Raw genomic sequence first — 23,418 nt, forward strand, 5'->3', positions numbered from 1 at the left:
CATCGACCGTTCGGTTCGTTGTTGACCATTTTGACCGCCATGACGGCCTTGCACCGCAATAGCCCCGAGTCCAGAGGTGGCCTCAGCCCACACCGCCAACGGGCAGCGGTCGGGCGACCTGTCGCTGCGCCGAGGGGTCTGCCCACGGAGGACTCAGTGCGCGGCGTCGTGCCAGGAGCGGCCGACCCCGACGCTGACGTCGAGCGCCACGTCCATCTCGACCGCATGACCCATCTCGCGGCGCACCAGCGCCTCGACGTCGTCGCGCTCCCCCGGTGCGATCTCGAGGACGAGCTCGTCGTGGACCTGGAGCAGCTGGCGGGACTTCGCCCCGGCCTCGGCCAGCGCGCGGTCCACGCGGAGCATCGCGACCTTGATGATGTCCGCGGCCGAGCCCTGGATCGGGGCGTTGAGCGCCATCCGCTCGGCCATCTCGCGGCGCTGGCGGTTGTCGCTGGTGAGGTCGGGCAGGTAGCGGCGCCGCCCCAGCATGGTCTGGGTGTAGCCCGTCGCCCGCGCCTCGGCCACCACGTCGCGCAGGTAGTCGCGCACGCCGCCGAACCGGGCGAAGTACTCGTCCATCAGGCCCTGGGCCTCGCCGGTCGAGATCGTCAGCTGCTTGCTCAGCCCGAACGCCGACAGCCCGTACGCGAGGCCGTACGACATCGCCTTGACCTTGGACCTCATCTCGAGGGTGACGTCCTGCGGCTCGACCGAGAACACCCGCGACCCGACGAACCGGTGCAGGTCCTCGCCCGTCCGGAACGCCTCGATGAGGCCCTCGTCACCGGACAGGTGGGCCATGATCCGCATCTCGATCTGGCTGTAGTCGGCCGACATCAGCGACTCGTACCCGTCGCCGACGACGAACACCTCGCGGATCCTGCGGCCCTCCTCGGTGCGGATCGGGATGTTCTGCAGGTTCGGGTCGGTCGAGGACAGCCGGCCGGTCGCCGCGATCGTCTGCTGGTACGTCGTGTGGATGCGCCCGTCCTCGGCGACCGACTTGAGCAGCCCCTCGACGGTGACCCGCAGCCGGGAGGCGTCGCGGTGCCGCAGCATCGCCTCGAGGAACGGGTGCTCGGTCTTGGCGTAGAGGTCGGTCAGCGCGTCGGCGTCCGTCGTGTACCCGGTCTTGGTGCGCCGCGTCTTCGGCAGGCCGAGCGTCTCGAAGAGCACGACCTGGAGCTGCTTGGGCGAGCCGAGGTTGACCTGCTCGCCGCCGATCGCGTCGTACGCGTCCTGCTGCGCCTCGCGCACCTTGGCGGCGAAGTCGGCCTCGAGGCCGGTCATCGTGTCGACGTCGGCCGCGATGCCGGTGCGCTCCATGCCGGCGAGCACCCGCTCGAGCGGCAGCTCGACGTCCTGCTGGAGCGAGGCGCCACCCGTGGCGTCCAGCTGCTCCGACAGTGCCGCCGCGAGGTCGAGCACCGCGCGGGCGCGGACCATGGCGTCCTGCGCCCCACCGAGGTGCTCGTCGCCGAAGTCGAGCAGCCCCTGGCCGGTCGACTCGGTCTCGGCCCGCAGCTCGCGGCCGAGGTGGCGCAGCACGAGGTCGGCCAGGTCGTACGACCGCTGGTCCGGCCGCACGAGGTAGGCGGCCAGCGCGGTGTCGGTGGCGACGCCCTGCAGGTCCCAGCCCCGGGCGTACAGCGCGAGCATCGGTCCCTTGGCGTCGTGCAGGACCTTGGGTCGCTCGGGGTCGGCCAGCCAGGCGCCGACGGTCGCCTCCCCCTCGGGGTCCAGGGTCGTGAGGTCGAGGTATGCCGCGGCGTCACCCTCGGTGGCCAGCGCCAGGGCCGTGGCATCGCCCGTCCCGCGACCCCAGTGGCCGACGAGGTGCAGGCCCACGCGCGCTCCGGGCGCGGCATACGTCTCGAGCCACCCGGCCACCTCCTCCGGCGCGAGCACGGAGCCCTCGAGGTCGAACCCGTGGTCGGCCTCCTCCTGCGGCGCCTCGAGGTACTCGAAGAGGCGGTCGCGCAGGACGCGGAACTCGAGGCTGTCGAAGACGGTGTGGATGAGCTCGCGGTCCCAGTTCCTGCGCCCGAGCTCGTCGATCGTGACGGGCAGCGGCAGGTCGCGGACGAGCTGGTTGAGGCGCCGGTTGCGCAGCACGTCGTTGAGGTGGTCGCGCAGCGACTCCCCCGCCTTGCCCTTGATCTCGTCGGCGTGGGCCACCACGCCCTGCAGGTCGCCGTAGAGGCCGAGCCACTTGGCGGCGGTCTTGGGCCCGACGCCGGGCACACCGGGCAGGTTGTCGCTGGTCTCGCCGACCAGGGCCGCGAGGTCGCTGTACCGCTCGGGCGAGACGAGGTACTTCTCCTCGACCTTGGCGGGGTCCATCCGCCACACCTCGGAGACACCGCGGACGGGGTAGAGCAGGGTGACCTTGTCGGTGACGAGCTGGAACGCGTCGCGGTCACCGGTGCAGATGACGACGTCCATTCCCTGCTCGGTGGCCAGCGTGGTCAGGGTGGCGATGACGTCATCGGCCTCGAAGCCGTCGACCTCGACCCACCGGATCTTGAGCGCGTCGAGGATCTCGCGCACCAGCGGGATCTGCCCGGAGAACTCGCTCGGGGTGGCCGACCGGGTCGCCTTGTAGTCGGCGTACTCCTCGCTGCGGAACGTCTGGCGCGACACGTCGAAGGCGACGGCGACGTGCGTCGGCTGCTCGTCACGCAGCACGTTGATGAGCATCGAGGTGAAGCCGTAGACGGCATTGGTGTGCTGCCCGGTGCTCGTGGAGAAGTTCTCCGCGGGCAGCGCGAAGAAGGCGCGGTAGGCGAGCGAATGACCGTCGAGGAGAAGCAGGCGACTCACACGTGGCAGCCTAGGGCCCGTGACCGACACGACGAACCACGAGGCCTTCCTCGAGGCCCTCGAGACGATGAACCCGAACTCGCTCATGAAGCGGATGGAGATCGAGATCCTCGAGGCCTCGCCCGAGCGGGTCGTCGCCCGCATGCCGGTGCAGGGCAACACCCAGCCCTACGGCCTGCTCCACGGCGGGGCGTCGGTGGTGCTCGCGGAGACGCTCGGCTCGATCGGGTCGGCCCTGCACGCCGGCCCCGAGCGGATCGCCGTCGGCCTGGACATCAACGCGACCCACCACCGGGCGGCCCGGTCGGGCTTCGTGACCGGGACCGCAACCGCCCTGTCGCTCGGCAGCACCCTGGCGTCGTACGAGATCGTCGTCACCGACGACCACGACCACCGCGTGTGCACCTGCCGCATCACCTGCCTGCTGCGCGACGCCCCTCCCGGAGCCCCGCGGCCCGGCGCCTGACGCCGCGCGACGCGGACCGGAGGCACGCAAAACGGCGGTTGCGCGGCATACCTCGGGTTGTCTTCCCGCGGTATGCCGCGCAACCGCCGTTTCTCGCAAGGGAGGCCCGGGGGTCGGGCGCGCGAACCTGTCGGTTGGGCGGTCAGCCGGCGAGGCGGCTGCCGGCGGTGGCGCGGGCCTTGGCCCGCAGCGACCGGCGGCGGTGCAGCAGCTGCTCGAGCGAGGCGTGGTGCCGCTCGTCGGTGCCGAGCCGGCGACGAAGGGCCGACACCGTCGTGATGCGGCGCACCACCTGGGAGCTGAAGCCGAGGCGGGCGAAGAAGCGGTTGGCCTCGCGGTGCTGGGCCGGGACGTTGCAGCCGATCTGCTCGCAGCCACGCGAGTCGGCATACAGGGTCACGGCGCTCATGAGCTGGCGGGCCACGCCGTGCTTGCGCTGCTCCGGCGACACGTAGAGCTGGTCGATGGTTACGCAGGGAGCCTCCGTCAGCGCGGAGAACGGGCTCGTGGCGGCGACCGCGAAGCCGACGGCCTGGCCGTCGCTGAGGGCGAGGTAGGCCCGGACGTCCTCACGGTGCAGGGCTGCGGTGATCCGCCCCTCGGAGGCGGCGCGTGACGCGACCTCCGGGCTCACCCCGGCCTCGACCCTCGACGCCATCCAGAGCTCGGCGAAGGATCGCTCCTCGTCCTGACCGACACGTCTCACGCTGATCGAGGGACGGCTCACAAGACTCCTCCAAGGTCGTTGGTCAAGCTCCTGCAGGCTCGGCCCCCCCGACCGATGTCAGGTACCCGGTCAGGCACCCGAAGGAGGACTCTAGGCCCACTGACGACTCTCGGGAAAGGGTGCGCTTTCAACAATCGTCCGGATGGGTGAGATTGCGTTCGGCAACCATTGTTGACCGCGTCCACACGGCCTCGGGGGCAGGTCACAGCGGCCGCTCGAACACGTAGTCGTCCTCGTACCGGTCCCCCACGAGGAAGCGCTTGGTCCCGACCTGCTCGAAGCCGCTCTTGCGGTAGAACCGCTGTGCACGCTCGTTGAGCTGGTTCACGCCGAGCCACACCCCCGCCGCCCCGCGACGGGCCGCCGCCTCGAGCGTGGCCTCCATGAGCAGCCGGCTGACGCCTGCCCCGTGGTGGCCGGGCAGCACATAGATCTTGGACAGCTCGGCCGTGGGGCGCAGCCGCAGCGCCGCCTGCACGTCCGGGTCGGCGGGCTCGCCGTCCACCAGCATGGCGTAGCCCGCGGGGACCACGACGGCCACGTCACCGGCATCCTCGCCGGCGGCGTCCTCCCCCTGCTCCTCGGCGAGGAACAGGTCCCGTGCCGGGTCGGCGAGGTACCGGTGGAAGCAGTCGACCGACAGGACGTCCGCGACGAACGTCGCCACCGACTCAGGCGTGACGTGCGGCGGGCAGGCGAGCGCGAACGTGGCCGCAGCCACGGCGTGCAGCGTCTCGGCGTCGTCGGCGGTGGCGGCGCGGACCATGACCGTCACGCTCAGGCCTTGTCCATCCCCGTGATGACGGCATCGGCGACCTCCCGCATGCCCAGGCGGCGGTCCATCGCCGTCTTCTGGATCCAGCGGAACGCCTCGGCCTCGCTGATCTTGAGCTTCTTCTGCAGGATGCCCTTGGCCCGGTCCACGGCCTTGCGGGTCTCGAGCCGCTCGCCGAGGTCGGCGACCTCCTGCTCGAGGGCCTTGACCTCGGTCCAGCGGTGGCGGGCGATGTCGATGGCCGGCCCGAGGTCGCTCGCGGTGAACGGCTTGACGATGTACGCCATGACGCCGGCGTCGCGAGCCCGCTCGACGAGCTCGGTCTGGCTGAACGCGGTGAGCATGACGACCGGGCAGATGCGGGCCGCGCCGATCTGCTCGGCGGCGGTGATGCCGTCCATGACCGGCATCTTGACGTCCATGATGGCGAGGTCGGGCTGGAGCTCGGTGGCCATCTCGACCGCCTGCTCGCCGTTGCTCGCCTGGCCGACGACCTCGTAGCCCGCCTCGGTCAGCATCTCCGCCAGGTCGAGGCGGATCAGCGCCTCGTCCTCGGCGACCAGGATGCGCAGGGCGGTTGGCGCCGCGGTGTCCTCGGCGGGGGTCTGTGCCTGGGTCTCGCTCACCCGGACAACCCTAGATGACGCACGTTAACGGCACGTTGCGGGTGCGTGTGCCCGGCGTTCCCGGGCGGCCGGTGCCACCGTCCGGGGTCCGGCCACCGGGTCCGGGGTCTGGCTGCCGTGGCGGGTCCGCGCGAGAATCGTGCCGACCGGCGACGCCGACCCCACCCGCCCGACCCCGGCTCGCCGGGGAGCCCGGGCCCGGACCCTGGAGGGCCAGTGGGCGACTTCCCCCGTCCCCGCCACCGGCCGACCTCTGCCGCGATGCGGGTCGTCTGGGCGGTGGTCGCCTTCCTCGGCGGCGGGCTGGTCGGGCTGTTCCTCGTGCTCCCCCGCACCCGCTTCCTGCGACCCCGCAGGGTCTTGGCGTGCGAGCTGTGCCAGCGGCGGCACCGGCGCCTCCTCGCCGCCATGGTCGTGCTCGCCCTGCTGTCCGTGGGCGGCTTCGGGCTGCGGGTCTCGCAGCGCGCCCGTGAGCTGCCGGCCTGTGTGGCCGACACCTCGATCTCGGAGGGCCGTCGAGTGATCGACCCGCAGGCGCCGGGACGACCGGCGGCCTGGGCCACCCTGCGCTCGCTGATGACTGCGCCTGTGAGCGGTCTCGCCCTCGGGTTCGTCGAGCTGCGCGGCCGCGGGCTGTGCAGCGTCGGTGACCCGCCGATCACGCTCGCGTTCGTGCCGCAGGCCGAGCACAAGGCCGGGAGCATGGTCGGCGAGGTGTTCCTCGCCTCGCCCGAGCCGCGGATCAACCCGGTCCGCGCGCGCGAGCTCGCCCTGCACGAGTCGCGGCACGTGGACCAGTGGGCCGTGTGCAGCATCCTGGGCGGCATCGCGCTGCTGCCGGTGCTCTACCTCGTCGACGACACCCTCTTCCCCGGGTCGGAGAACCACTTCGAGCAGGCCGCAGGCCTCGACGACGGCGGCTACCCTCCCCCGCCGGACCCGCCCCTGGGCCCTCGCGGCTGGGCGGTCGCGCTGTGGCTCGGGGTGATCGTGCTGCTGGCGCGACGACGCATCCGCTGGGCGGTGCGGACGGCCGTCCGGCGGCGGAGCACGCACAGCCCCGGCCGCTGTGCGGTCCACACGACGGGCTGGACCTAGCCCGCGTCGGGCTGGTCCTGGCCCGCGTCGGGCCGGTCCTGGCCCGCGTCGGGCTGGCCCTGGTCCGCGTCGGGCTGGTCCTTGAGCAGGTGCAGGAGCGACCCCTGCCCGGTGCTGATGAGCGCGTACCGCCGGGCACCAACACGGCCGTGCAGGACGAAGACGAACCGGCGCTCGTCGCGGTCCTCCAGCTCCCACCAACCCGTGTCCGCGATGGACTTCGTGGCGTCCTCGTAGGTCGCGTGGTCGAGGTCGTGGTCGTCGACGGGGACGGCGAGCCGGTCGGCGCCGGGACGCGTCGGCAGGCCCTTCGGCACGGCCCACGACCGCAGCACCCCGTCCTCCTCGAGCCGCAGGTCGAAGTGGTGCCGGGGTCGCTGGTGCTCGTGCAGCACGAACACGGGCCGCCTTGCGCTCACCCACCCAGTCCAGCAGAACGCAGCGCACCCCGCCCGGTCGGGGCGGGGTGCGGTCGCGGTGCCGAAGGGGGGACTCGAACCCCCACGCCCTTGCGGGCAGAGCATTTTGAGTGCCCCGTGTCTGCCATTCCACCACTCCGGCCACGCCGGCACTCGCAGCCGGCACGGGCGCCCGCAGGCGCGCGCACAGCATACAAAGGCGCGCGGCCCAGGCCGGACCACGACGCGAGGTGCCTCAGAGCTCGTTGAGGTCCTCGTATGCCGGGGCCACACCGTTGACGGCGTCGCCCATCTTGTGCACGCGCAGGGCGTTGGTCGACCCGGGGATGCCGGGCGGGGAGCCGGCCACGAGGATGACGAGGTCGCCCTCCTGCGCCCGCCCCTCGGCCAGCAGCGACCGGTCGACCTGCAGGGCCATCTGGTCGGTGTGACGGGCCATCGGGACGAGGAAGGTCTCGATGCCCCACGCCAGCGCCAGCCGCGAGCGGGTGTGCTGCTCGGGCGTGAAGGCGAGCATGGGGATGCGCGGCCGCATGCGCGACATGCGCTTGGCGGTGTCGCCGGACTGGGTGAAGGTGATGAGGAACTTGGCGCCGAGCAGGTCGCCGATCTCGACGGCCGCGCGGGAGACGGCGCCGCCCATGGTGTGCGGCTGGGTGCCGAGCGGCGGGATCCGCTCGAGCCCGTGCTCCTCGGTGCTCTCGATGATGCGGGCCATGGTGCGGACCGCCTCGATGGGGTGGGCGCCCACGCTCGTCTCGCCCGACAGCATGAGGGCGTCGGCGCCGTCGAGGACGGCGTTCGCGGCGTCGGAGGCCTCGGCACGCGTCGGGCGCGGGTTCTCGATCATCGACTCGAGCACCTGGGTGGCGACGATGACCGGCTTGGCCTGGCGGCGGGCGATCTCGATGGCTCGCTTCTGCACGATCGGCACGTCCTCGAGGGGCAGCTCGACGCCGAGGTCACCGCGGGCGACCATGACCCCGTCGAACGCCTGGATGATCTCGGTCAGCGCCTCCACCGCCTGTGGCTTCTCGACCTTGGCGATGACCGGCAGCCGCACCCCGACCTCGTCCATGACCTCGTAGACGTCGTCCAGGTCCGCGGCGGACCGCACGAAGGACAGGGCGATCATGTCGGCGCGCAGCCTCAGCGCCCAGCGCAGGTCCTCCTTGTCCTTCTCGGACAGGGCCGGGACGGACACGGCGACACCCGGCAGGTTGATGCCCTTGTTGTTGGACACCGTGCCGCCGACGGTCACCGTGCAGCGGACGTCGGTGTCGGTCACCTCGGTCGCCTGCAGCGCGACCTTGCCGTCGTCGATGAGCAGGACGTCGCCGGGGCGCACGTCGCCGGGCAGGCCCTTGTACGTGGTGCCGACCTCGTCCTGGGTGCCGTCGACCTCGCGGGTGGTGATGGTGAAGGTGTCACCGTTCGCGAGCGAGACCGGGCCCGAGCTGAACCGGCCGGTGCGGATCTTGGGGCCCTGGAGGTCGACGAGGACCCCGACGGCGTGGCCGGTCTCATCGCTCGCCCGTCGGATCTCCTTGTAGATCCGCTCGTGCTCGGCGTACTCGCCGTGGGAGAGGTTGAGCCTGGCCACGTCCATCCCCGCGTCGACGAGCTCGCGGATCTTCTCGGGGGTGGAGACGGCCGGGCCGAGGGTGCACACGATCTTGGCGCGACGCATACGTCGACCTTATCGGGCGCCCCGGGACCGACGTGACCCCGGTCACCCTCCGGACACCGTCAGCCCCCTGACCTCGACTTCTTGCCCGACCGCCACCGTTCCGGCCGGAAATCCGGCCGGAAACGGTGTGCGGCGGGCAAGCAGTCGGAAGGGAGGAGGGGGTCAGACGACGAGGGGGCGGTCGGTCGGGTTGATCGGCCGCGGCAGGGCGGTCGAGCCGGTGAGGTACCGGTCGACCCCGGCGGCGGCGGACCGGCCCTCGGCGATCGCCCACACGATGAGCGACTGCCCGCGACCGGCGTCACCGGCGACGAACACGCCGGGCACCGACGTCATGTAGTCCTTGTCGCGCTTGACGTTCGAGCGCTCGTCCAGCTCGACCTCCAGCTGCTCGACGACACCCGGGCCCTGGGGCCCGAGGAAGCCCATCGCCAGCAGGATCAGCTGCGCCGGCAGCACCCGCTCGGTGCCCTCGACCTCGACGAACCGGCCGTCCTGCATGGTGACGTCGACGAGGCGGATGCCGCTGACCTTGCCGTCCTCGCCGAGGATCTCCTTGGTGGACGCGGCATACAGCCGCTCGCCACCCTCCTCGTGCGCGGAGGCCACCCGGAAGAGCATCGGGTAGGTCGGCCACGGCTGGCCGGCCACGCGCTCCTCCCCCGGCCGCGGCATGATCTCCAGGCTGGTGACCGAGCGCGCACCCTGGCGGTGCGAGGTGCCGATGCAGTCGGCGCCGGTGTCGCCGCCGCCGATGACGATGACGTCCTTGCCCTCGGCCGTGACCTGGCCCTCGACCTCCTCGCCGAGAGCGACACGGTTGGCCGGCGGCAGGAAGTCCATGGCCTGCATGACGCCGTCGAGCTCGCGCCCGGGCACCGGCAGGTCGCGCGGCACGGTCGCGCCGACGGCCAGGACGACGGCGTCGTACCGGTCGCGCAGCTGCTTGCCGGTGACGTCCTCGCCGACGTTGACGCCGCTGCGGAAGCGGGTGCCCTCGGCCTCCATCTGGGCGATGCGCCGGTCGAGGACCGACTTCTCCATCTTGAACTCGGGGATGCCGTACCGCAGCAGGCCACCGGGCTTGTCGGCGCGCTCGAACACCGCGACGGTGTGGCCGGCCCGGGTCAGCTGCTGTGCGGCCGCGAGACCGGCCGGTCCGGACCCGACGACCGCGACCGTCTTGCCGGAGAGCCGCTCGGGCGGCTGCGGCTGGACGTACCCGGAGTCGAAGGCACGCTCGATCGTCGTGACCTCGACCTGCTTGATCGTCACGGCCGGCTGGTTGATGCCGAGCACGCAGGCGGTCTCGCAGGGCGCGGGGCACAGGCGACCGGTGAACTCCGGGAAGTTGTTGGTCGCGTGCAGGCGCTCGATCGCCTCGCGCCAGTCACCGCGCCACGCGAGGTCGTTCCACTCGGGGATGAGGTTCCCCAGCGGGCAGCCGCTGTGGCAGAACGGGATGCCGCAGTCCATGCAGCGACCGGCCTGGCGCTGGAGCTGGCCGAGCTCCTGCTCCTCGTACACCTCCTTCCAGTCCCTGATGCGGACCGGGACGGGCCGGCGGGCGGGCAGCTCGCGCTCACGGGTCTTCAGGAAGCCCTGGGGGTCAGCCACGGGAGGCCTCCATGATCCGCTCCCACACCTGGGGGCCGTCGACGTCGAGTCCTTCCGCCTCTGCGGCGGTGCGCACGTCCAGGACGCGCTGGTAGTCGCGGGGCAGCACCAGGCTGAACCTCTCCTTCGCGGTCTCCCACTCCTGCAGCAGGTGCGCCGCCACGGCCGACTCGGTCCAGTCGAGGTGGCGCTGCAGCAGGTCGCGGACGGTCGTCTCGTCGTCGGGGCGCAGCGGCCCCACGTCGACGAGCTCGGGGTTGACGCGGTCGCGGTCGAGGTCGAGCACGTAGGCGACTCCCCCGGACATGCCGGCCGCGAAGTTGCGCCCGGTCGGGCCGAGCACGAGGACGGTCCCGCCGGTCATGTACTCGCAGCCGTGGTCGCCCACGCCCTCGACGACGGCCGTGGCACCGGAGTTGCGGACGCAGAACCGCTCGCCGACCATCCCGCGCAGGAACAGCTCGCCGGTGGTGGCGCCGTAGCCGATGACGTTGCCGGCGATGACGTTCGCCTCGGCCTGGAGCGGGGCGCCCCGGTCCGGCCGGACGACGACGCGCCCACCCGACAGGCCCTTGCCGACGTAGTCGTTGGCGTCGCCGAGCAGCCGCAGGGTGACCCCGCGCGGCAGGAAGGCACCGAGCGACTGGCCGGCCGACCCGGTGAGGGTGAGGTCGATCGTCCCGTCGGGCAGGCCCTCGGGGTGCGCCTTGGTGACCTCGTGGCCGAGCAGCGTGCCGATCGTGCGGTTGACGTTGCGGACCGCGACCTCGCCGGTGACGGGCGTGCCGTCGGTGATCGCCTCGCGGGCGATGGCGATGAGGCTGTGGTCGAGCGCCTTCTCCAGGCCGTGGTCCTGGCCGGTGGTGTTGCGCCGGGCCGAGCCGTCGGGGCTCTGGACGTCGGCGAAGATCGGCGACAGGTCCAGGCCGGCGGCCTTCCAGTGGTTGACGGCCTTGGTGGCGTCGATCGCGCCGACCTGGCCGATGGCCTCCTCGAGGGTCCGGAAGCCCAGCGCGGCCAGGTGCTCGCGCACCTCCTCGGCGATGTACTCGAAGAACGTCTGCACGAACTCGGGCTTGCCGGAGAACCGGGCCCGCAGCTCGGGGTTCTGCGTCGCGATGCCGACGGGGCAGGTGTCGAGGTGGCAGACGCGCATCATGACGCAGCCGCTGACGACCAGCGGCGCCGTCGCGAAGCCGAACTCCTCCGCACCGAGCAGCGCCGCGATGACGACGTCACGGCCGGTCTTGAGCTGGCCGTCGCACTGCACCACGATCCGGTCGCGCAGGCTGTTGAGCACCAGCGTCTGCTGGGTCTCGGCGAGGCCGATCTCCCACGGGCCACCCGCGTGCTTGAGCGAGGTCAGCGGCGAGGCGCCGGTGCCGCCGTCGTGCCCGGAGATGAGCACGACGTCGGAGTGCGCCTTGGAGACACCGGCAGCGACAGTGCCGACACCGATCTCGGAGACCAGCTTGACGTGGATCCGGGCCTCGGGGTTGGCGTTCTTGAGGTCGTGGATCAGCTGGGCGAGGTCCTCGATCGAGTAGATGTCGTGGTGCGGCGGCGGGCTGATGAGCCCCACGCCCGGGGTGCTGTGCCGGGTGCGGGCCACCCACGGGTAGACCTTGTGGCCGGGCAGCTGGCCGCCCTCGCCGGGCTTGGCACCCTGCGCCATCTTGATCTGGATGTCGCCGGACTTCGTCAGGTAGAGCGAGGTGACGCCGAAGCGACCGGAGGCGACCTGCTTGATCACCGAGCGCCGCTCGTCGTCGAGCAGCCGGTCGACGTCCTCGCCGCCCTCACCGGTGTTCGAGCGGGCGCCCAGCCGGTTCATGGCGATCGCGAGCGTCTCGTGTGCCTCCTGGCTGATCGAGCCGTACGACATCGCCCCGGTCGAGAACCGCTTGACGATCTCGCTGACCGGCTCGACCTCCTCGATCGGCACCGGGGGACGCTCGGGCGAGGAGGTGAACTCGAACAGGCCCCGCAGCGTCATCAGCCGCTCGGACTGCTCGTCCACGCGCTGGGTGTACTGCTTGAACACGTCGTACCGGCGCTGCCGGGTCGAGTGCTGCAGGCGGAAGACCGTCTCGGGGTCGAACAGGTGCGGCTCGCCCTCGCGGCGCCACTGGTACTCGCCGCCGACGGTGAGCTTGCGGTGCGGGAGGCGGACACCGTCCGGCGGGTATGCCGCGGCGTGCCGCGCCGCGGTCTCCGCGGCGATGACGTCGAGCCCGATGCCGCCGAGCTGGGAGACGGTGCCGGTGAAGTAGCGGTCGACGAGCTCCTGCGACAGGCCGATCGCCTCGAACACCTGGGCGCCGCGGTACGACGCCACGGTCGAGATGCCCATCTTGGACATGACCTTCAGGACGCCCTTGCCGAGCGCCTTGATGAGGTTCGCGACGGCCTTGTCCGGGCTGACGCCGGTGATGTGACCGGAGCGGACGAGGTCCTCGACCGACTCCATGGCCAGGTAGGGGTTGACCGCCGCGGCGCCGTACCCGATGAGCAGGGCGACGTGGTGCACCTCGCGGACGTCACCGGCCTCGACGACGAGGCCGACCAGGGTGCGGGTCTTCTCGCGGATGAGGTGGTGGTGGACCGCCGAGGTGAGGAGCAGCGACGGGATCGGCGCGAGGTCGCGGCCGGAGTCGCGGTCGGACAGCACGATGAACCGGGTGCCCTCGGCGATGGCCTGCGACACCTCGGCGAAGATCTCCTCGAGCCGCGCCTGCAGCGCCGCGGCACCACCGGAGACGTCGTACAGGCCGCGCACGACGTGGGTCGCGTAGCCGGGCAGGTCGCCGTCCGCGTTGATGTGGACGATCTTGGCCAGGGCGTCGTTGTCGATCACCGGGAACGGCAGCACCACCTGGCGGGCGTGCGCCGGGCTGGCGGTCAGCGCGTTGCCCTCGGGGCCGATGACCGTGCCGAGGGAGGTGACGAGCTCCTCGCGGATCGCGTCGAGCGGCGGGTTCGTCACCTGCGCGAACAGCTGGGTGAAGTAGTCGAAGATCAGCCGCGGGCGGTCGGACAGGACGGCGATGGGCGTGTCGGTGCCCATCGAGCCGAGCGCCTCCGCGCCGCTGCGGGCCATCGGCGACAGGAGGATCTTGAGCTCCTCCTGCGTGTAGCCGAAGGTCTGCTGGCGCCGGGCGACGGAGGCCGCCGTGTGCACGATGTGCTCGCGCTCGGGCAGGTCGTCGAGGTGGATGAGGCCCGCGTGCAGCCACTCCTCGTAGGGCTGCTGCGCCGCGAGGGAGGACTTGATCTCGTCGTCGGACACGATCCGGCCGTGCTCGGTGTCGACGAGGAACATCCGGCCCGGCTGCAACCGGCCCTTGCGGACCACCCGGCTCGGGTCGAGGTCGAGGACGCCGGCCTCGGACGCCAGCACCACGAGGCCGTCGTCTGTGACGGAGTAGCGACCGGGCCGCAGGCCGTTGCGGTCGAGCACGGCGCCGATGAGCGAGCCGTCGGTGAACGTCACCGCCGCGGGTCCGTCCCATGGCTCCATGAAGGTCGAGTGGAACTCGTAGAACGCCCGTCGGGCCGGGTCCATCTCCTCGTGGTTCTCCCAGGCCTCCGGGATCATCATGAGGACGGCGTGCGGCAGCGACCGGCCGCCGAGGTGGAGCAGCTCCAGCACCTCGTCGAACGACGCGGAGTCCGAGGCCCCGGGGGTGCAGATCGGGAACAGGCGGTTCAGGTCGCCGGGGATGACGTCGGAGACGAGCTGGCTCTCGCGGGCCCGCATCCAGTTCCGGTTGCCCTTGACGGTGTTGATCTCGCCGTTGTGCGCGATCAGCCGGTAGGGGTGGGCCAGCGGCCAGGACGGGAAGGTGTTGGTCGAGAACCGGGAGTGCACCAGGGCCAGCTGGGTCTCGAACCGGCGGTCGGACAGGTCCGGGAAGAACGGCTCGAGCTGCCCGGTCGTGAGCATGCCCTTGTAGACGATCGTGCGGCACGACAGCGACGGGAAGTAGACCTCGGTCTCGCGCTCGGCCCGCTTGCGCAGGCAGAAGGCGAGGCGGTCCAGCCCGAGTCCCACCATGCGTCCGACGGCGGCGCTGACGAACAGCTGCCGGAAGTGCGGCATGCAGTCGCGGGCGACCTGGCCCACGAGCTCGGCCGAGATCGGCACGTCGCGCCAGCCGAGGACGTTGAGGCCCTCCTCGCGGGCGATCTGCTCGATCCGCTCGACGGCGGCGGCGCGCTCGGCCTCGTCCTGGGGCAGGAAGGCGGTGCCCACGGCATACGCCCCGCCGACGGGGAGGTCGAAGTCGACCACGGCCCGGAAGAAGGCGTCCGGGACCTGCGTGAGGATGCCGGCGCCGTCACCCACGAGCGGGTCGGCGCCGGTGGCGCCCCGGTGCTCGAGGTTGCGCAGGGCGGTCAGGGCGTGGTCGACGATGTCGTGACCTGCACTGCCCCGCATCGTCGCCACGAGCGCGACGCCACAGGCGTCGTGCTCGAACTCACGGCGGTAGAGCCCGGTGTCGGCGGGCTGGGCGGAGAAGCGCGTGTCGGACACGGGCGGGTCACCGTCCTCGGGGGTCGTAGGGCGTGTGCACAACCCTCGCAAGGGCGCACGGGGCACGCGCGTGGACGGCCTTGGCCACGGCGCAAGCAGGATAGCCCGCGTGCTCGCCGTTCCGCTATGTGAGCCGTCTCATTCCGTATGGTGAGACGTCACCCTGCGTTCACCGTGGACGTCGCCGTCCCCGTCGGCCCCCGACGGCTGGTCCGCGGCGTCCTGCGCCGAGGCGGGCACGGGCTGCCCCGCCAGCTCCCCCGAACCGTCGCCGGTGGGCGTCGAGGAGGCTCCGCCGGGCAGGGCCACGGGGCGGGTCCTGTTGGCCCAGACGATGGCCAGGCCGAGGAGGAAGACGAGGATGCTCGTCCAGACGTTGACGCGCTGGCCCAGGATCCTGTGGGCCTCGTCGGAGCGCATCAGCTCGACCACGATGCGGCCGATCGGGTAACCGGCGACGTAGAGGCCGAAGAGCTGGCCCCGGCGCAGGCGGAACCGGCGGTCGACGACCACGAGCACGAGCGCGAGGACGAGGCAGAACAGCGACTCGTAGAGGAACGTGGGGTGGAAGTAGCCGAGGACCGTGCTCGAGCTGCCGGGGCAGGTCGTGGCGTGCCCGGCCGCCTGGTCCCAGCAGTGGATCTCCAGCTTCCACGGGACGTCGGTGCGACGGCCGTAGAGCTCGTTGTTGAACCAGTTGCCCCACCGGCCGAGCGCCTGCGCGACGGCCACGCCGGGCACGGCCGCGTCGGCGAAGTCCATCAGGGGGACGCCGTGGCGCCGGGCGCCGATCCAGGCGCCCAGGGTGCCCAGCGCGATGGCGCCCCAGATGCCGAGGCCGCCCTGCCAGATGAAGAACGCGTGGATGGGGTGGCCGCCCTCGCCGAAGTACGGGTCGGGCGTGGTGATGACGTGGTAGAGCCGTCCGCCGACGATGCCGAACGGCACCGCCCAGGCCGAGATGTCGACGGCCTTCTCGACCGCGTGGCCCCGGTCGCGCAGGCGACGACCGGTGACCCACACCGCGACGGCGATCCCCGCGAGGATGCACAGGGCGTACGCGCGGATCGGCACCGGCCCGAGGTGCCACACCCCCGACGACGGGCTCGGGATGCTCGCCGGCACCCCCGCGGGCAGCGCAGCCACCAGGGCGGTCGTCACTTGGTCGCGGCCTTCACCTTGTCGGCGAACGCCTGCTGGGTCAGCCCGGTCAGGTCGAGGGTCTTGCCGTCGAGCTTGACCGTCGGGGTGCCGTTGACGCCGTCCTTCTCGGACTGGGTCTGCACCGACTCCACCCACTGGTTGTGCACCTTGTCGGCGTAGCACTTCTCCCACGAGGTCATCGCCGCCCCCGTGATGCCGGCCTTGGTGGCGAAGTCCTTGAGGGCGGCGTCGCTGTAGCCGGCGCCCTCCTGCGCGGGCTGACCCTGGAAGGTCGCGGCGTGGTACTGGAGGAACTTGTCGTCGTCGGCCGCGCAGGCTGCGGCGTTGGCGGCGCGGTTGGAGGAGTCGTTGCTGAGGTTGTTGTCCAGGAAGGACAGCGGGTGCGCGATGAGCTTGACCTGGTTCGCCTGGACCATGTCCTTGATCTGCAGGCCGAAGATCTCCTCGAAGCGGGCGCACACCGGGCACTGGAAGTCCTCGTAGAGGTCCAGGGTCGGGACGTTCGCGGGGGCGCCGGGGTTCACCACGATGCCGGCGCCCATGGCGGCGACGTTCTTCGGCAGGGCCGAGCCGCCCGCGGTGGTCGCGGCCTTCTTGTCCGACTTGCCGAGCGTGATGGCGGTGACGACGCCCGCGACCACGAGGAGCACGACGACCACGGCGACGACGACCTTGGCCGTGCTGTTGCTCCTCGGCGCGGCAGCGGCCGCCTTGTCCTTGCGACTGGCTGCCTTGCGGTCGGCCGTGGCCTTGCTCATGCCGGGTGTCCTTCTCGGTCGAGGGTCTCGTCGGGGTCGGCCGCGGCGGCGTGGTGCGGGAACAGCCAGCCGTCGAGCGCGAGGGCCGTCCGGGGGCGGACGACCAGCCACGCCGCGCAGGCCAGCAGCCCGATGTCGCGCGCGATCTCCTGGGGGTACTGCGTCTGGGAGGCCCCGATGGTTCCCCCCTTGCCGAAACAGCCGCAGTCGATGGACAGGCCACGCGCCCACGCCGAGGAGATCCCGGCGATGAACACGACCATGAGGAACCCGCCCACCACGGCCGAGCCGCGCGTCAGCAGGCCCACCACGAGCAGCAGTCCCAGGGCGATCTCGAGCACCGGCAGGGCGTACCCGACGTAGCCGGCCACGTCGTACGGCAGCAGCTGGTAGGCCCGGACGGACCGGGCGGAGGTCTCGAGGTGGCCCACCTTGAGACCGCCCGCGACCACCAGCACCGCACCGAGCACCACGCGGGCCACCAGCCCCACCCAGTCGCGCCACGTGCGTGCCGTCATGTCAGCGCCCGCTCCGCACGCCCTCGGCGAGCTCGCCGACGAGCGACCGCAGTGCCTCGATGCCGGACTGCTCGTCGGGTGCGTCCGTGAGGCACCGCACCAGGGCGGAGCCCACGATGACCCCGTCCGCGTATGCCGCGACCTCCGCCGCCTGCGCGCCGCCGGAGACGCCGAGCCCGACGCACACGGGCTTGTCGGTCACGGCCTTGGTCCGCTCGACGACCACGCGGGCCGCGTCACCCATGGCGGTGCGGGCGCCGGTGACGCCCATGTGCGAGACGGCGTAGACGAAGCCGCGGCACTGCGCGGTGACGGCCGCGATCCGCTCCTCGGTGGAGCTGGGGGCGACCAGGAAGACGCGGTCGAGGCCCGTCTCGTCGCTCGCCGCGATCCACTCGCCCGCCTCGTCCGGGATGAGGTCTGGGGTGATCATGCCGGCGCCACCGGCGGCCGCGAGGTCGTGGGCGAAGCGTCGCGGGCCGTGCTTGAGCACGAGGTTCCAGTAGGACATCACGAGCGGGGGCGCCCCGGCGTCGCGCACCGCGCGGGTCGCCGTGAAGACGTCGCGGACGTGGACCCCGTGCTTGAGGGCCTGGTCGGCGGCATACGCGATGGTGGGGCCGTCCATGAGCGGGTCGCTGTAGGGGATGCCCACCTCGACGATGTCGACGCCGGCCTCGACCATCGCCACCATGGCGGCGACGGAGCCCTCGACCGAGGGGAAGCCGACGGGCAGGTACCCGACGAGGGCGGCCCGGTTCTCCTCGCGGCAGCGGGCCAGGACCCCGCCCACCCCGATGTCGGTCGTCGTGCTCACAGCTGGGTCCTCCCGTCGCCCTCGGCGCGCGGCTCGTCGGCCGTGCCGCTCGGGACCGCGTCGCCGTCGATGAGGCCGAAGTATTCCGCGGCCGTGTGCATGTCCTTGTCGCCGCGGCCCGAGAGGTTGACGAGCAGCACGGCGTCGGGGCCGAGCTCGCGGCCGACCTCGATGGCGCCGGCGAGGGCGTGCGCCGACTCGATCGCCGGGATGATCCCCTCGGTGCGGCAGAGCAGCTCGAAGGCGCGCATGGCCTGCTCGTCGGTGGCGTACCGGTACTCGGCGCGGCCGGTGTCCCGCAGCCAGGCGTGCTCGGGGCCCACGCTCGGGTAGTCGAGCCCGGCCGAGATCGAGTGGGACTCCAGCGTCTGGCCGTCGTCGTCCTGCATCAGGTAGCTGAACGTGCCGTGCAGGACGCCGGGCGAGCTGGCGGCGAAGCGGGCCGCGTGCCGACCGCCCGCGATGCCCTCCCCCCCGGCTTCGATGCCGATGAGGCGCACGTCGGTGTCGTCGAGGAAGCGGTGGAAGATGCCCATGGCGTTCGAGCCGCCGCCGACGCAGGCGAGCACGGCGTCGGGCAGCCGGCCCACGCTGTCGAGCACCTGGGCCCGCGCCTCGACGCCGATGATGCGGTGGAAGTCGCGCACCATCTCGGGGAACGGGTGCGGGCCGGTCACGGTCCCGAGGATGTAGTGGGTGTGACCGACGTTGGTCACCCAGTCGCGCATGGCCTCGTTGATGGCGTCCTTGAGGGTGGCGCTGCCGGTGTCGACCGCGTGGACCTCGGCCCCCAGCATCCGCATGCGGGCGACGTTGAGCGCCTGCCGCTCGGTGTCGACCTTGCCCATGTAGATGACGCACTCGAGCCCCATGAGCGCGGCGGCCGTGGCCGTGGCGACGCCGTGCTGACCGGCGCCGGTCTCGGCGATGACGCGGCTCTTGCCCATCCGCACGGTGAGCAGGGCCTGGGCCAGGACGTTGTTGATCTTGTGCGAACCGGTGTGGTTGAGGTCCTCGCGCTTGAGGATGACCCGGGCACCGCCGGCGTGCTCGGCGAACCGCGGCACCTCGGTGATGATGCTGGGGCGACCGGTGTACGTGCGGTGCAGCCGCTCGAGCTCGCCGAGGAAGCCGGGGTCGACCATGGCCTTGCGACGGGCCTCGTCGAGCTCCTCCAGGGCGGGGATGAGCGCCTCGGGGACGTACCGGCCGCCGAAGTCGCCGAAGCGGCCCGGCCGCAGCACGGGGTGGGGTGTCAGGTCGGTCACAGCGGGTCTCCTCCGTGGCGGGTCACGCCGGCGCGCCCGCGGTGATGATGTCGTGCGCGGCCCGGCGCGGGTCGGCTCCGCGGACCAGCGCCTCCCCGACGAGGACGGCGTCGGCTCCCTCGGCGGCGTAGCGGGCCGCGTCCCGGGGGCCGGAGACGCCGGACTCCGCGACCCTGACCACACCGTCCGGGACGAGCCCGGCGAGGCGGCCGAAGGTGTCGGGGTCGACGTCCAGGGTCTTGAGGTTGCGGGCGTTGACGCCCACGACGCTGGCGCCGGCGTCGAGCGCGCGCCGGGTCTCGTCCGCGTCGTGGACCTCCACGAGGGCGGTCATGCCGAGATCGCGGGCCAGCGCCTGCATCCGCACCAGGTCGGCCTGCTCCAGGGCGGCCACGATGAGCAGGATGATGTCCGCCCCGTGCGCGCGGGCCTCGAACAGCTGGTAGTCCTCGACCATGAAGTCCTTGCGCAGCACGGGGATCCGCACGGCTGCCCGGACCGCGTCGAGGTCGGCCAGCGACCCGCCGAAGCGGCGCTGCTCGGTCAGGACGCTCACCGCGGTCGCGCCACCAGCCTCGTAGTCCGCGGCCAGCGCGGCCGGGTCGGCGATGGTGGCGAGCTCGCCCTTGCTCGGGCTGGACCGCTTGACCTCCGCGATGAGCGACAGGCCGGGCCGGCGCAGAGCCGACTCGGCGTCGAGGGCGGCGGGGACGTCGGAGGCGAGGCGCTCGACGACCTCCCGGGGTGTCGCGGCCACGCGTGCCGCGAGGTCCTCGCGCACGCCGGCGACGATCGCATCGAGGACGGTGGCCATGGACGACAGGCTAACCAGCGGGGCTGGGCGGACGGCGTCAGGGTCGCAGAACGGACAGGGCGGGCAGCATGCGCAGCACCCCGAACGCGAGCAGGCCGAGGGCCCAGACCGGGCCGGCCACCGACAGCCGCGCCGCCCAGGCGGGCCGGCGACCGCGCGCGGCCGCCGCCAGCCACGAGACGTAGGCCACGGCGACGAGGAACGCCGTGCCCACGGCATACGCGTTGCTGGACAGAGCCGCGGCGAGGTGCCCGGTGAGCAGGTCCTGGGTCGCCCGCAGGCCGCCGCACGCCGGGCACGGCACCCCGGTGACCAGCAGGAAGGGGCACACGCCCCACGAGCCGGGCTGGTGCGGGTCGCGCAGCAGCAGGGCGGCCGCGAGGGCCGCTCCCCCGGCGCCCACCAGCAGCGGGGCCCGCACGCCGGCGGGCGCCACGCTGCGGGTGGCGACGCTCACGGGGTCAGTGGATGCCGAGCTCGGGCTTGGTGGTGTCGGGCGAGTCGGGGCCGACGACCGTCTTCGCGCCGTAGCCGGCCATGGAGAGGACCTTGCCCGCGACGGCGCCGACGAGGCAGATCACGATGCCCACGACGAACAGCGCGACGTTGGCGATGGCGACGGCCACGGACGCCAGGGCGCTCCCGACGAGGATGACGCCCACCCCGGTCCAGGCGGCGATGCTGTGGCCGTGGTCTTCGTGGACTTCTTCTGCCATGGGGCTCGGGCTCCTGGAGGTCGTGGTGCTGCTGGGTACTGGTGCCATTGTGTCAGGTGGTCCGGGTGTCGTCGCGCGCCGTCGGGTCCTCGCCGGCGTCCAGGCGGTCCCAGTCGGTGCCCACGCGCTGGCCGCGGGGTCCTGCCGTGGTGGTCGGCGTCTCGTACCGCGCGCCGAGGCCGCGCCAGCCCGGTGCACCGACCCACCCGCCGACCGCTGCCACGAGCAGCAGCACGCAGGCCACGAGGTCGACCCACGGCCACGCCGTCGCGGTCGAGTGGGTCTCGAGCGTGCCGGTGCGGCCGGCGCTGCGGGCGGCCACGGACCCCAGGGCCCCCGACGGGTCGAACGCGACCTGCGCCACCACGAACCCCTCGGCGATGGCCGCCAGCGCGACCACCGCGAGGGTGATCCGCCGCAGGACCGGCCCGCTGGTGGTGCTGGCGACGGCTGCCGCGAGGGCGACCAGCGCCAGGGCGACGACGCCCGAGGCGACCTCGGTGCCGGTGGCGTCGATGCGGCTGGCGCCGAGGACCGCGTCGTCGACGGTGCCGGACACCCAGGTGCGGCCGCCGCTGGCGAGCAGGACGAGGGACGCGACGAGGGCCAGCAGGACGACGAAGGGCTTGCCCGTGGGGCGCAGCCGCCTCATCGGACGGTCCGCAGGGCCGAGGCGGTGGCGACCGCGCGCAGGGCGGCGGCCGCCTTGTTGACCGTCTCCTCGTACTCCGTGGTGGGCACGGAGTCGGCGACGATGCCCGCTCCCGCCTGGACGTGCGCGGTGCCGTCCTTGACGAGGGCGGTCCGGATCGCGATGGCCATGTCGAGGTCTCCGTGGAAGTCGAGGTAGCCGACGACGCCGCCGTAGACGCCGCGCCGGCTGGGTTCGTAGTGCTCGATGAGGCTGAGGGCGCGCGGCTTCGGGGCGCCGGACAGCGTGCCGGCCGGGAACGTCGCCCGCAGGACGTCGTATGCCGTGCAGCCGGGCCGGATGTCCCCCACCACCGTGGACTCGAGGTGCGTCACGTGCGAGTAGCGGCGGACGTTCATGAACTCGACGACGTCGACCGTCCCCGGCTCGCAGACCCGCTGGAGGTCGTTGCGCCCGAGGTCGACGAGCATGACGTGCTCGGACCGCTCCTTGGGGTCGGCGAGCAGGTCCTCGGCGAGCGCGAGGTCCTCCTCCGGCGTCTTGCCGCGGGGCCGGGACCCGGCGATGGGGTGGGTGATGGCGCGGCGGCCGGTCACCTTGACGAGGGCCTCGGGCGAGGACCCGACGACGTCGTACGAGCCGCCGTCGGGGTGCGGCAGCCGCAGCAGGTACATGTACGGGCTGGGGTTGTTGGTGCGCAGCGCGCGGTACACGTCGAGCGCGTCGGCCGGGCAGGGCGTGGAGAACCGCTGGGACAGGACCACCTGGAACACCTCGCCGGCGCGGATGTCCTCCTTGGCGTCCTGGACCATCTGCTCGAAGTACGTCTGGGTGGTGTTGCTGGTGACGCCCTGCCGCGCGCGCTCGAAGGCGTCCCGGTCGACGGTCGCGACGGTGGACGGGGCCGCGGCGGCCAGGTCGGCGGTCATCGCGTCGAGCCGGTCGACCGCGTCGGCCCACGCCTGCTCGACCCGCTCGTCAGTCGCGTCGTAGTTGACGGCGTTCGCCACGAGCAGCAGCGACCCGTCGGCGTGGTCGAGCACGGCCAGGTCGGTGGCGAGCATCATCGCCAGCTCGGGCACGTGGAGGACGTCGGGGTTGGTGTCGGGGACCTTCTCCCAGCGGCGGACGGCGTCGTAGGTGATGGCCCCGACCATGCCGCCGGTGAGCGGGGGCAGTCCCTCGACCGGCTCGGTCGCGAGCGCTGCCACGGTGTCCCGCAGCGCCTCGAGCGGGTTGCCGTCGGTGGGCACTCCGACGGGTGGCTCGCCCAGCCACAGGGCCTCGCCGCCGCGCTCGGTCAGCGTGGCGCGGCTCGCGGCGCCCACGATCGAGTACCTCGACCAGACCCCACCGTGCTCGGCGGACTCGAGCAGGAAGGTGCCCGGCCGGTTCTTGGCGAGCTTGCGGTAGACCCCGACCGGGGTCTCGGCATCGGCCATGAGGCGGCGCACCACCGGGATCACGCGCCGGTCCTGGGCGAGCACCGAGAAGGTCTCCAGGCTCGGCCAGGTGGCACCGAACGCGAGGTCCGGGGTGACGTCACTCACCGGCATACGGCCTCGCCCCGAGGTCGCCCTCGTCGAAGCAGGTGCGCGCGCCGGTGTGGCAGGCGGCGCCGACCTGGTCGACCCGCACGAGGAGCGCGTCGCCGTCGCAGTCGAGCGCCACCGACTGGACCCGCTGGTGGTGGCCGCTCGTGTCCCCCTTGCGCCAGTACTCCTCGCGGCTGCGCGACCAGAAGGTCACGCGGCCCTCGGTGAGGGTCCGGCGCAGCGCCTCGTCGTCCATCCAGCCGAGCATCAGCACCTCGCCGGTGTCGTGCTGCTGGACGACCGCGGCGACCAGGCCGTGGGCGTCGCGCTTGAGGCGGTCGGCGATGGCGGGGTCGAGGGCGGCAGGTGGAGTCACCCCGCCATTGTGCCGGGTC

Annotated in this window: 21 protein-coding genes and 1 tRNA gene; 2 read left to right on the forward strand and 20 right to left on the reverse strand. The window is 72.4% G+C overall.

Going from position 1 to position 23,418, the window contains the following annotated elements; translation table 11 throughout:
- Positions 1–153 precede the first annotated feature (153 nt).
- Positions 154–2,826, reverse strand: coding sequence for a DNA polymerase I (polA, locus tag J2X64_RS17615; RefSeq protein ID WP_310157259.1), 2,673 nt, complete (start codon positions 2,824–2,826; stop codon positions 154–156).
- 67 nt (positions 2,827–2,893) lie between these two features.
- Between polA and J2X64_RS17620 the strand changes: the two genes are divergently transcribed.
- Complete coding sequence (locus tag J2X64_RS17620; RefSeq protein WP_310157595.1) at positions 2,894–3,292, forward strand: hotdog fold thioesterase; 399 nt, start codon at positions 2,894–2,896, stop codon at positions 3,290–3,292.
- A 142-nt stretch (positions 3,293–3,434) separates the two neighbouring features.
- Here J2X64_RS17620 and J2X64_RS17625 read toward each other — a convergent pair whose 3' ends face one another.
- From J2X64_RS17625 to J2X64_RS17635, 3 genes are all read right to left on the reverse strand, one after another.
- The gene (locus J2X64_RS17625; RefSeq protein WP_310157261.1) at positions 3,435–3,998 is read right to left on the reverse strand and encodes a GNAT family N-acetyltransferase; all 564 of its coding nucleotides are present in this window, start codon (positions 3,996–3,998) and stop codon (positions 3,435–3,437) included.
- A 223-nt stretch (positions 3,999–4,221) separates the two neighbouring features.
- Positions 4,222–4,785 (reverse strand): GNAT family N-acetyltransferase, encoded by a 564-nt coding sequence (locus J2X64_RS17630; RefSeq protein ID WP_397444092.1) that lies wholly within the window; start codon positions 4,783–4,785, stop codon positions 4,222–4,224.
- Positions 4,786–4,796: 11 nt separating this feature from the next.
- Positions 4,797–5,420: a response regulator gene (locus J2X64_RS17635; RefSeq protein ID WP_310157265.1), complete on the reverse strand. Its 624-nt coding sequence runs from the start codon at positions 5,418–5,420 to the stop codon at positions 4,797–4,799.
- 216 nt (positions 5,421–5,636) lie between these two features.
- On the opposite strand from J2X64_RS17635, the gene J2X64_RS17640 reads away from it, so the two are divergent.
- Positions 5,637–6,518 (forward strand): hypothetical protein, encoded by an 882-nt coding sequence (locus J2X64_RS17640; protein ID WP_310157267.1) that lies wholly within the window; start codon positions 5,637–5,639, stop codon positions 6,516–6,518.
- On the opposite strand, the gene J2X64_RS17645 is transcribed toward J2X64_RS17640, so the two are convergent.
- The 16 genes from J2X64_RS17645 to hisI all read right to left on the reverse strand — a co-directional run bounded on the left by J2X64_RS17645 (position 6,515) and on the right by hisI (position 23,399).
- Complete coding sequence (locus J2X64_RS17645) at positions 6,515–6,937, reverse strand: DNA polymerase ligase N-terminal domain-containing protein (protein ID WP_310157270.1); 423 nt, start codon at positions 6,935–6,937, stop codon at positions 6,515–6,517. The genes J2X64_RS17640 and J2X64_RS17645 overlap by 4 nt on opposite strands.
- A 59-nt stretch (positions 6,938–6,996) precedes the next feature.
- Positions 6,997–7,079 (reverse strand) — tRNA-Leu (locus J2X64_RS17650).
- Positions 7,080–7,172: 93 nt separating this feature from the next.
- A complete protein-coding gene (gene pyk, locus J2X64_RS17655) occupies positions 7,173–8,627 on the reverse strand; it encodes a pyruvate kinase (protein WP_310157272.1) in 1,455 nt (484 codons plus the stop codon).
- A 162-nt stretch (positions 8,628–8,789) separates the two neighbouring features.
- Complete coding sequence (locus J2X64_RS17660) at positions 8,790–10,244, reverse strand: glutamate synthase subunit beta (protein ID WP_310157274.1); 1,455 nt, start codon at positions 10,242–10,244, stop codon at positions 8,790–8,792.
- Entirely contained in the window at positions 10,237–14,781 is a 4,545-nt protein-coding gene (gltB, locus tag J2X64_RS17665; protein ID WP_310157276.1) for a glutamate synthase large subunit, read from the reverse strand. The genes J2X64_RS17660 and gltB overlap by 8 nt, the downstream gene beginning before the upstream one ends.
- Before the next feature lie 138 nt (positions 14,782–14,919).
- Complete coding sequence (gene lgt, locus J2X64_RS17670; RefSeq protein WP_310157278.1) at positions 14,920–15,942, reverse strand: prolipoprotein diacylglyceryl transferase; 1,023 nt, start codon at positions 15,940–15,942, stop codon at positions 14,920–14,922.
- Entirely contained in the window at positions 15,939–16,703 is a 765-nt protein-coding gene (locus J2X64_RS17675) for a thioredoxin domain-containing protein (RefSeq protein WP_310157280.1), read from the reverse strand. Before J2X64_RS17675 ends, lgt begins: the two co-directional genes overlap by 4 nt.
- Entirely contained in the window at positions 16,700–17,221 is a 522-nt protein-coding gene (locus tag J2X64_RS17680; protein WP_310157281.1) for a MauE/DoxX family redox-associated membrane protein, read from the reverse strand. Before J2X64_RS17680 ends, J2X64_RS17675 begins: the two co-directional genes overlap by 4 nt.
- A 1-nt stretch (position 17,222) precedes the next feature.
- On the reverse strand, positions 17,223–18,038 hold the full coding sequence (gene trpA / locus J2X64_RS17685; RefSeq protein ID WP_310157284.1) for a tryptophan synthase subunit alpha: 816 nt from the start codon (positions 18,036–18,038) through the stop codon (positions 17,223–17,225).
- Positions 18,035–19,306 (reverse strand): tryptophan synthase subunit beta, encoded by a 1,272-nt coding sequence (gene trpB, locus J2X64_RS17690; protein WP_310157286.1) that lies wholly within the window; start codon positions 19,304–19,306, stop codon positions 18,035–18,037. Before trpB ends, trpA begins: the two co-directional genes overlap by 4 nt.
- A 22-nt stretch (positions 19,307–19,328) precedes the next feature.
- Positions 19,329–20,120, reverse strand: coding sequence for an indole-3-glycerol phosphate synthase TrpC (trpC, locus tag J2X64_RS17695; RefSeq protein WP_310157289.1), 792 nt, complete (start codon positions 20,118–20,120; stop codon positions 19,329–19,331).
- A 37-nt stretch (positions 20,121–20,157) separates the two neighbouring features.
- Positions 20,158–20,577, reverse strand: coding sequence for a DUF2752 domain-containing protein (locus J2X64_RS17700; RefSeq protein ID WP_310157292.1), 420 nt, complete (start codon positions 20,575–20,577; stop codon positions 20,158–20,160).
- A gap of 4 nt (positions 20,578–20,581) precedes the next feature.
- A complete protein-coding gene (locus J2X64_RS17705) occupies positions 20,582–20,836 on the reverse strand; it encodes an HGxxPAAW family protein (protein ID WP_310157294.1) in 255 nt (84 codons plus the stop codon).
- 52 nt (positions 20,837–20,888) lie between these two features.
- Complete coding sequence (locus J2X64_RS17710) at positions 20,889–21,488, reverse strand: Trp biosynthesis-associated membrane protein (protein ID WP_310157297.1); 600 nt, start codon at positions 21,486–21,488, stop codon at positions 20,889–20,891.
- Entirely contained in the window at positions 21,485–23,044 is a 1,560-nt protein-coding gene (locus tag J2X64_RS17715) for an anthranilate synthase component I (protein ID WP_310157299.1), read from the reverse strand. The genes J2X64_RS17710 and J2X64_RS17715 overlap by 4 nt, the downstream gene beginning before the upstream one ends.
- Positions 23,031–23,399, reverse strand: a complete 369-nt coding sequence (gene hisI / locus J2X64_RS17720; protein WP_310157301.1) for a phosphoribosyl-AMP cyclohydrolase — start codon at positions 23,397–23,399, stop codon at positions 23,031–23,033. The genes J2X64_RS17715 and hisI overlap by 14 nt, the downstream gene beginning before the upstream one ends.
- Between the last annotated feature and the right edge of the window lie 19 nt (positions 23,400–23,418).

It is taken from the genome of Phycicoccus sp. 3266 (assembly GCF_031456495.1).
Taxonomy (GTDB): domain Bacteria; phylum Actinomycetota; class Actinomycetes; order Actinomycetales; family Dermatophilaceae; genus Pedococcus.

Bases quoted from the DNA above. Each gene is read 5' to 3' on its own strand.
- J2X64_RS17620 (WP_310157595.1), top strand. From the start codon at position 2,894: ATGAACCCGAACTCGCTCATGAAGCGGATGGAGATCGAGATCCTCGAG.
- J2X64_RS17630 (WP_397444092.1), bottom strand. From the start codon at position 4,785: ATGGTCCGCGCCGCCACCGCCGACGACGCCGAGACGCTGCACGCCGTG.
- pyk (WP_310157272.1), bottom strand. From the start codon at position 8,627: ATGCGTCGCGCCAAGATCGTGTGCACCCTCGGCCCGGCCGTCTCCACC.
- J2X64_RS17675 (WP_310157280.1), bottom strand. From the start codon at position 16,703: ATGAGCAAGGCCACGGCCGACCGCAAGGCAGCCAGTCGCAAGGACAAG.
- J2X64_RS17680 (WP_310157281.1), bottom strand. From the start codon at position 17,221: ATGACGGCACGCACGTGGCGCGACTGGGTGGGGCTGGTGGCCCGCGTG.
- trpC (WP_310157289.1), bottom strand. From the start codon at position 20,120: ATGGCCACCGTCCTCGATGCGATCGTCGCCGGCGTGCGCGAGGACCTC.
- J2X64_RS17705 (WP_310157294.1), bottom strand. From the start codon at position 20,836: ATGGCAGAAGAAGTCCACGAAGACCACGGCCACAGCATCGCCGCCTGG.
- J2X64_RS17710 (WP_310157297.1), bottom strand. From the start codon at position 21,488: ATGAGGCGGCTGCGCCCCACGGGCAAGCCCTTCGTCGTCCTGCTGGCC.
- J2X64_RS17715 (WP_310157299.1), bottom strand. From the start codon at position 23,044: ATGCCGGTGAGTGACGTCACCCCGGACCTCGCGTTCGGTGCCACCTGG.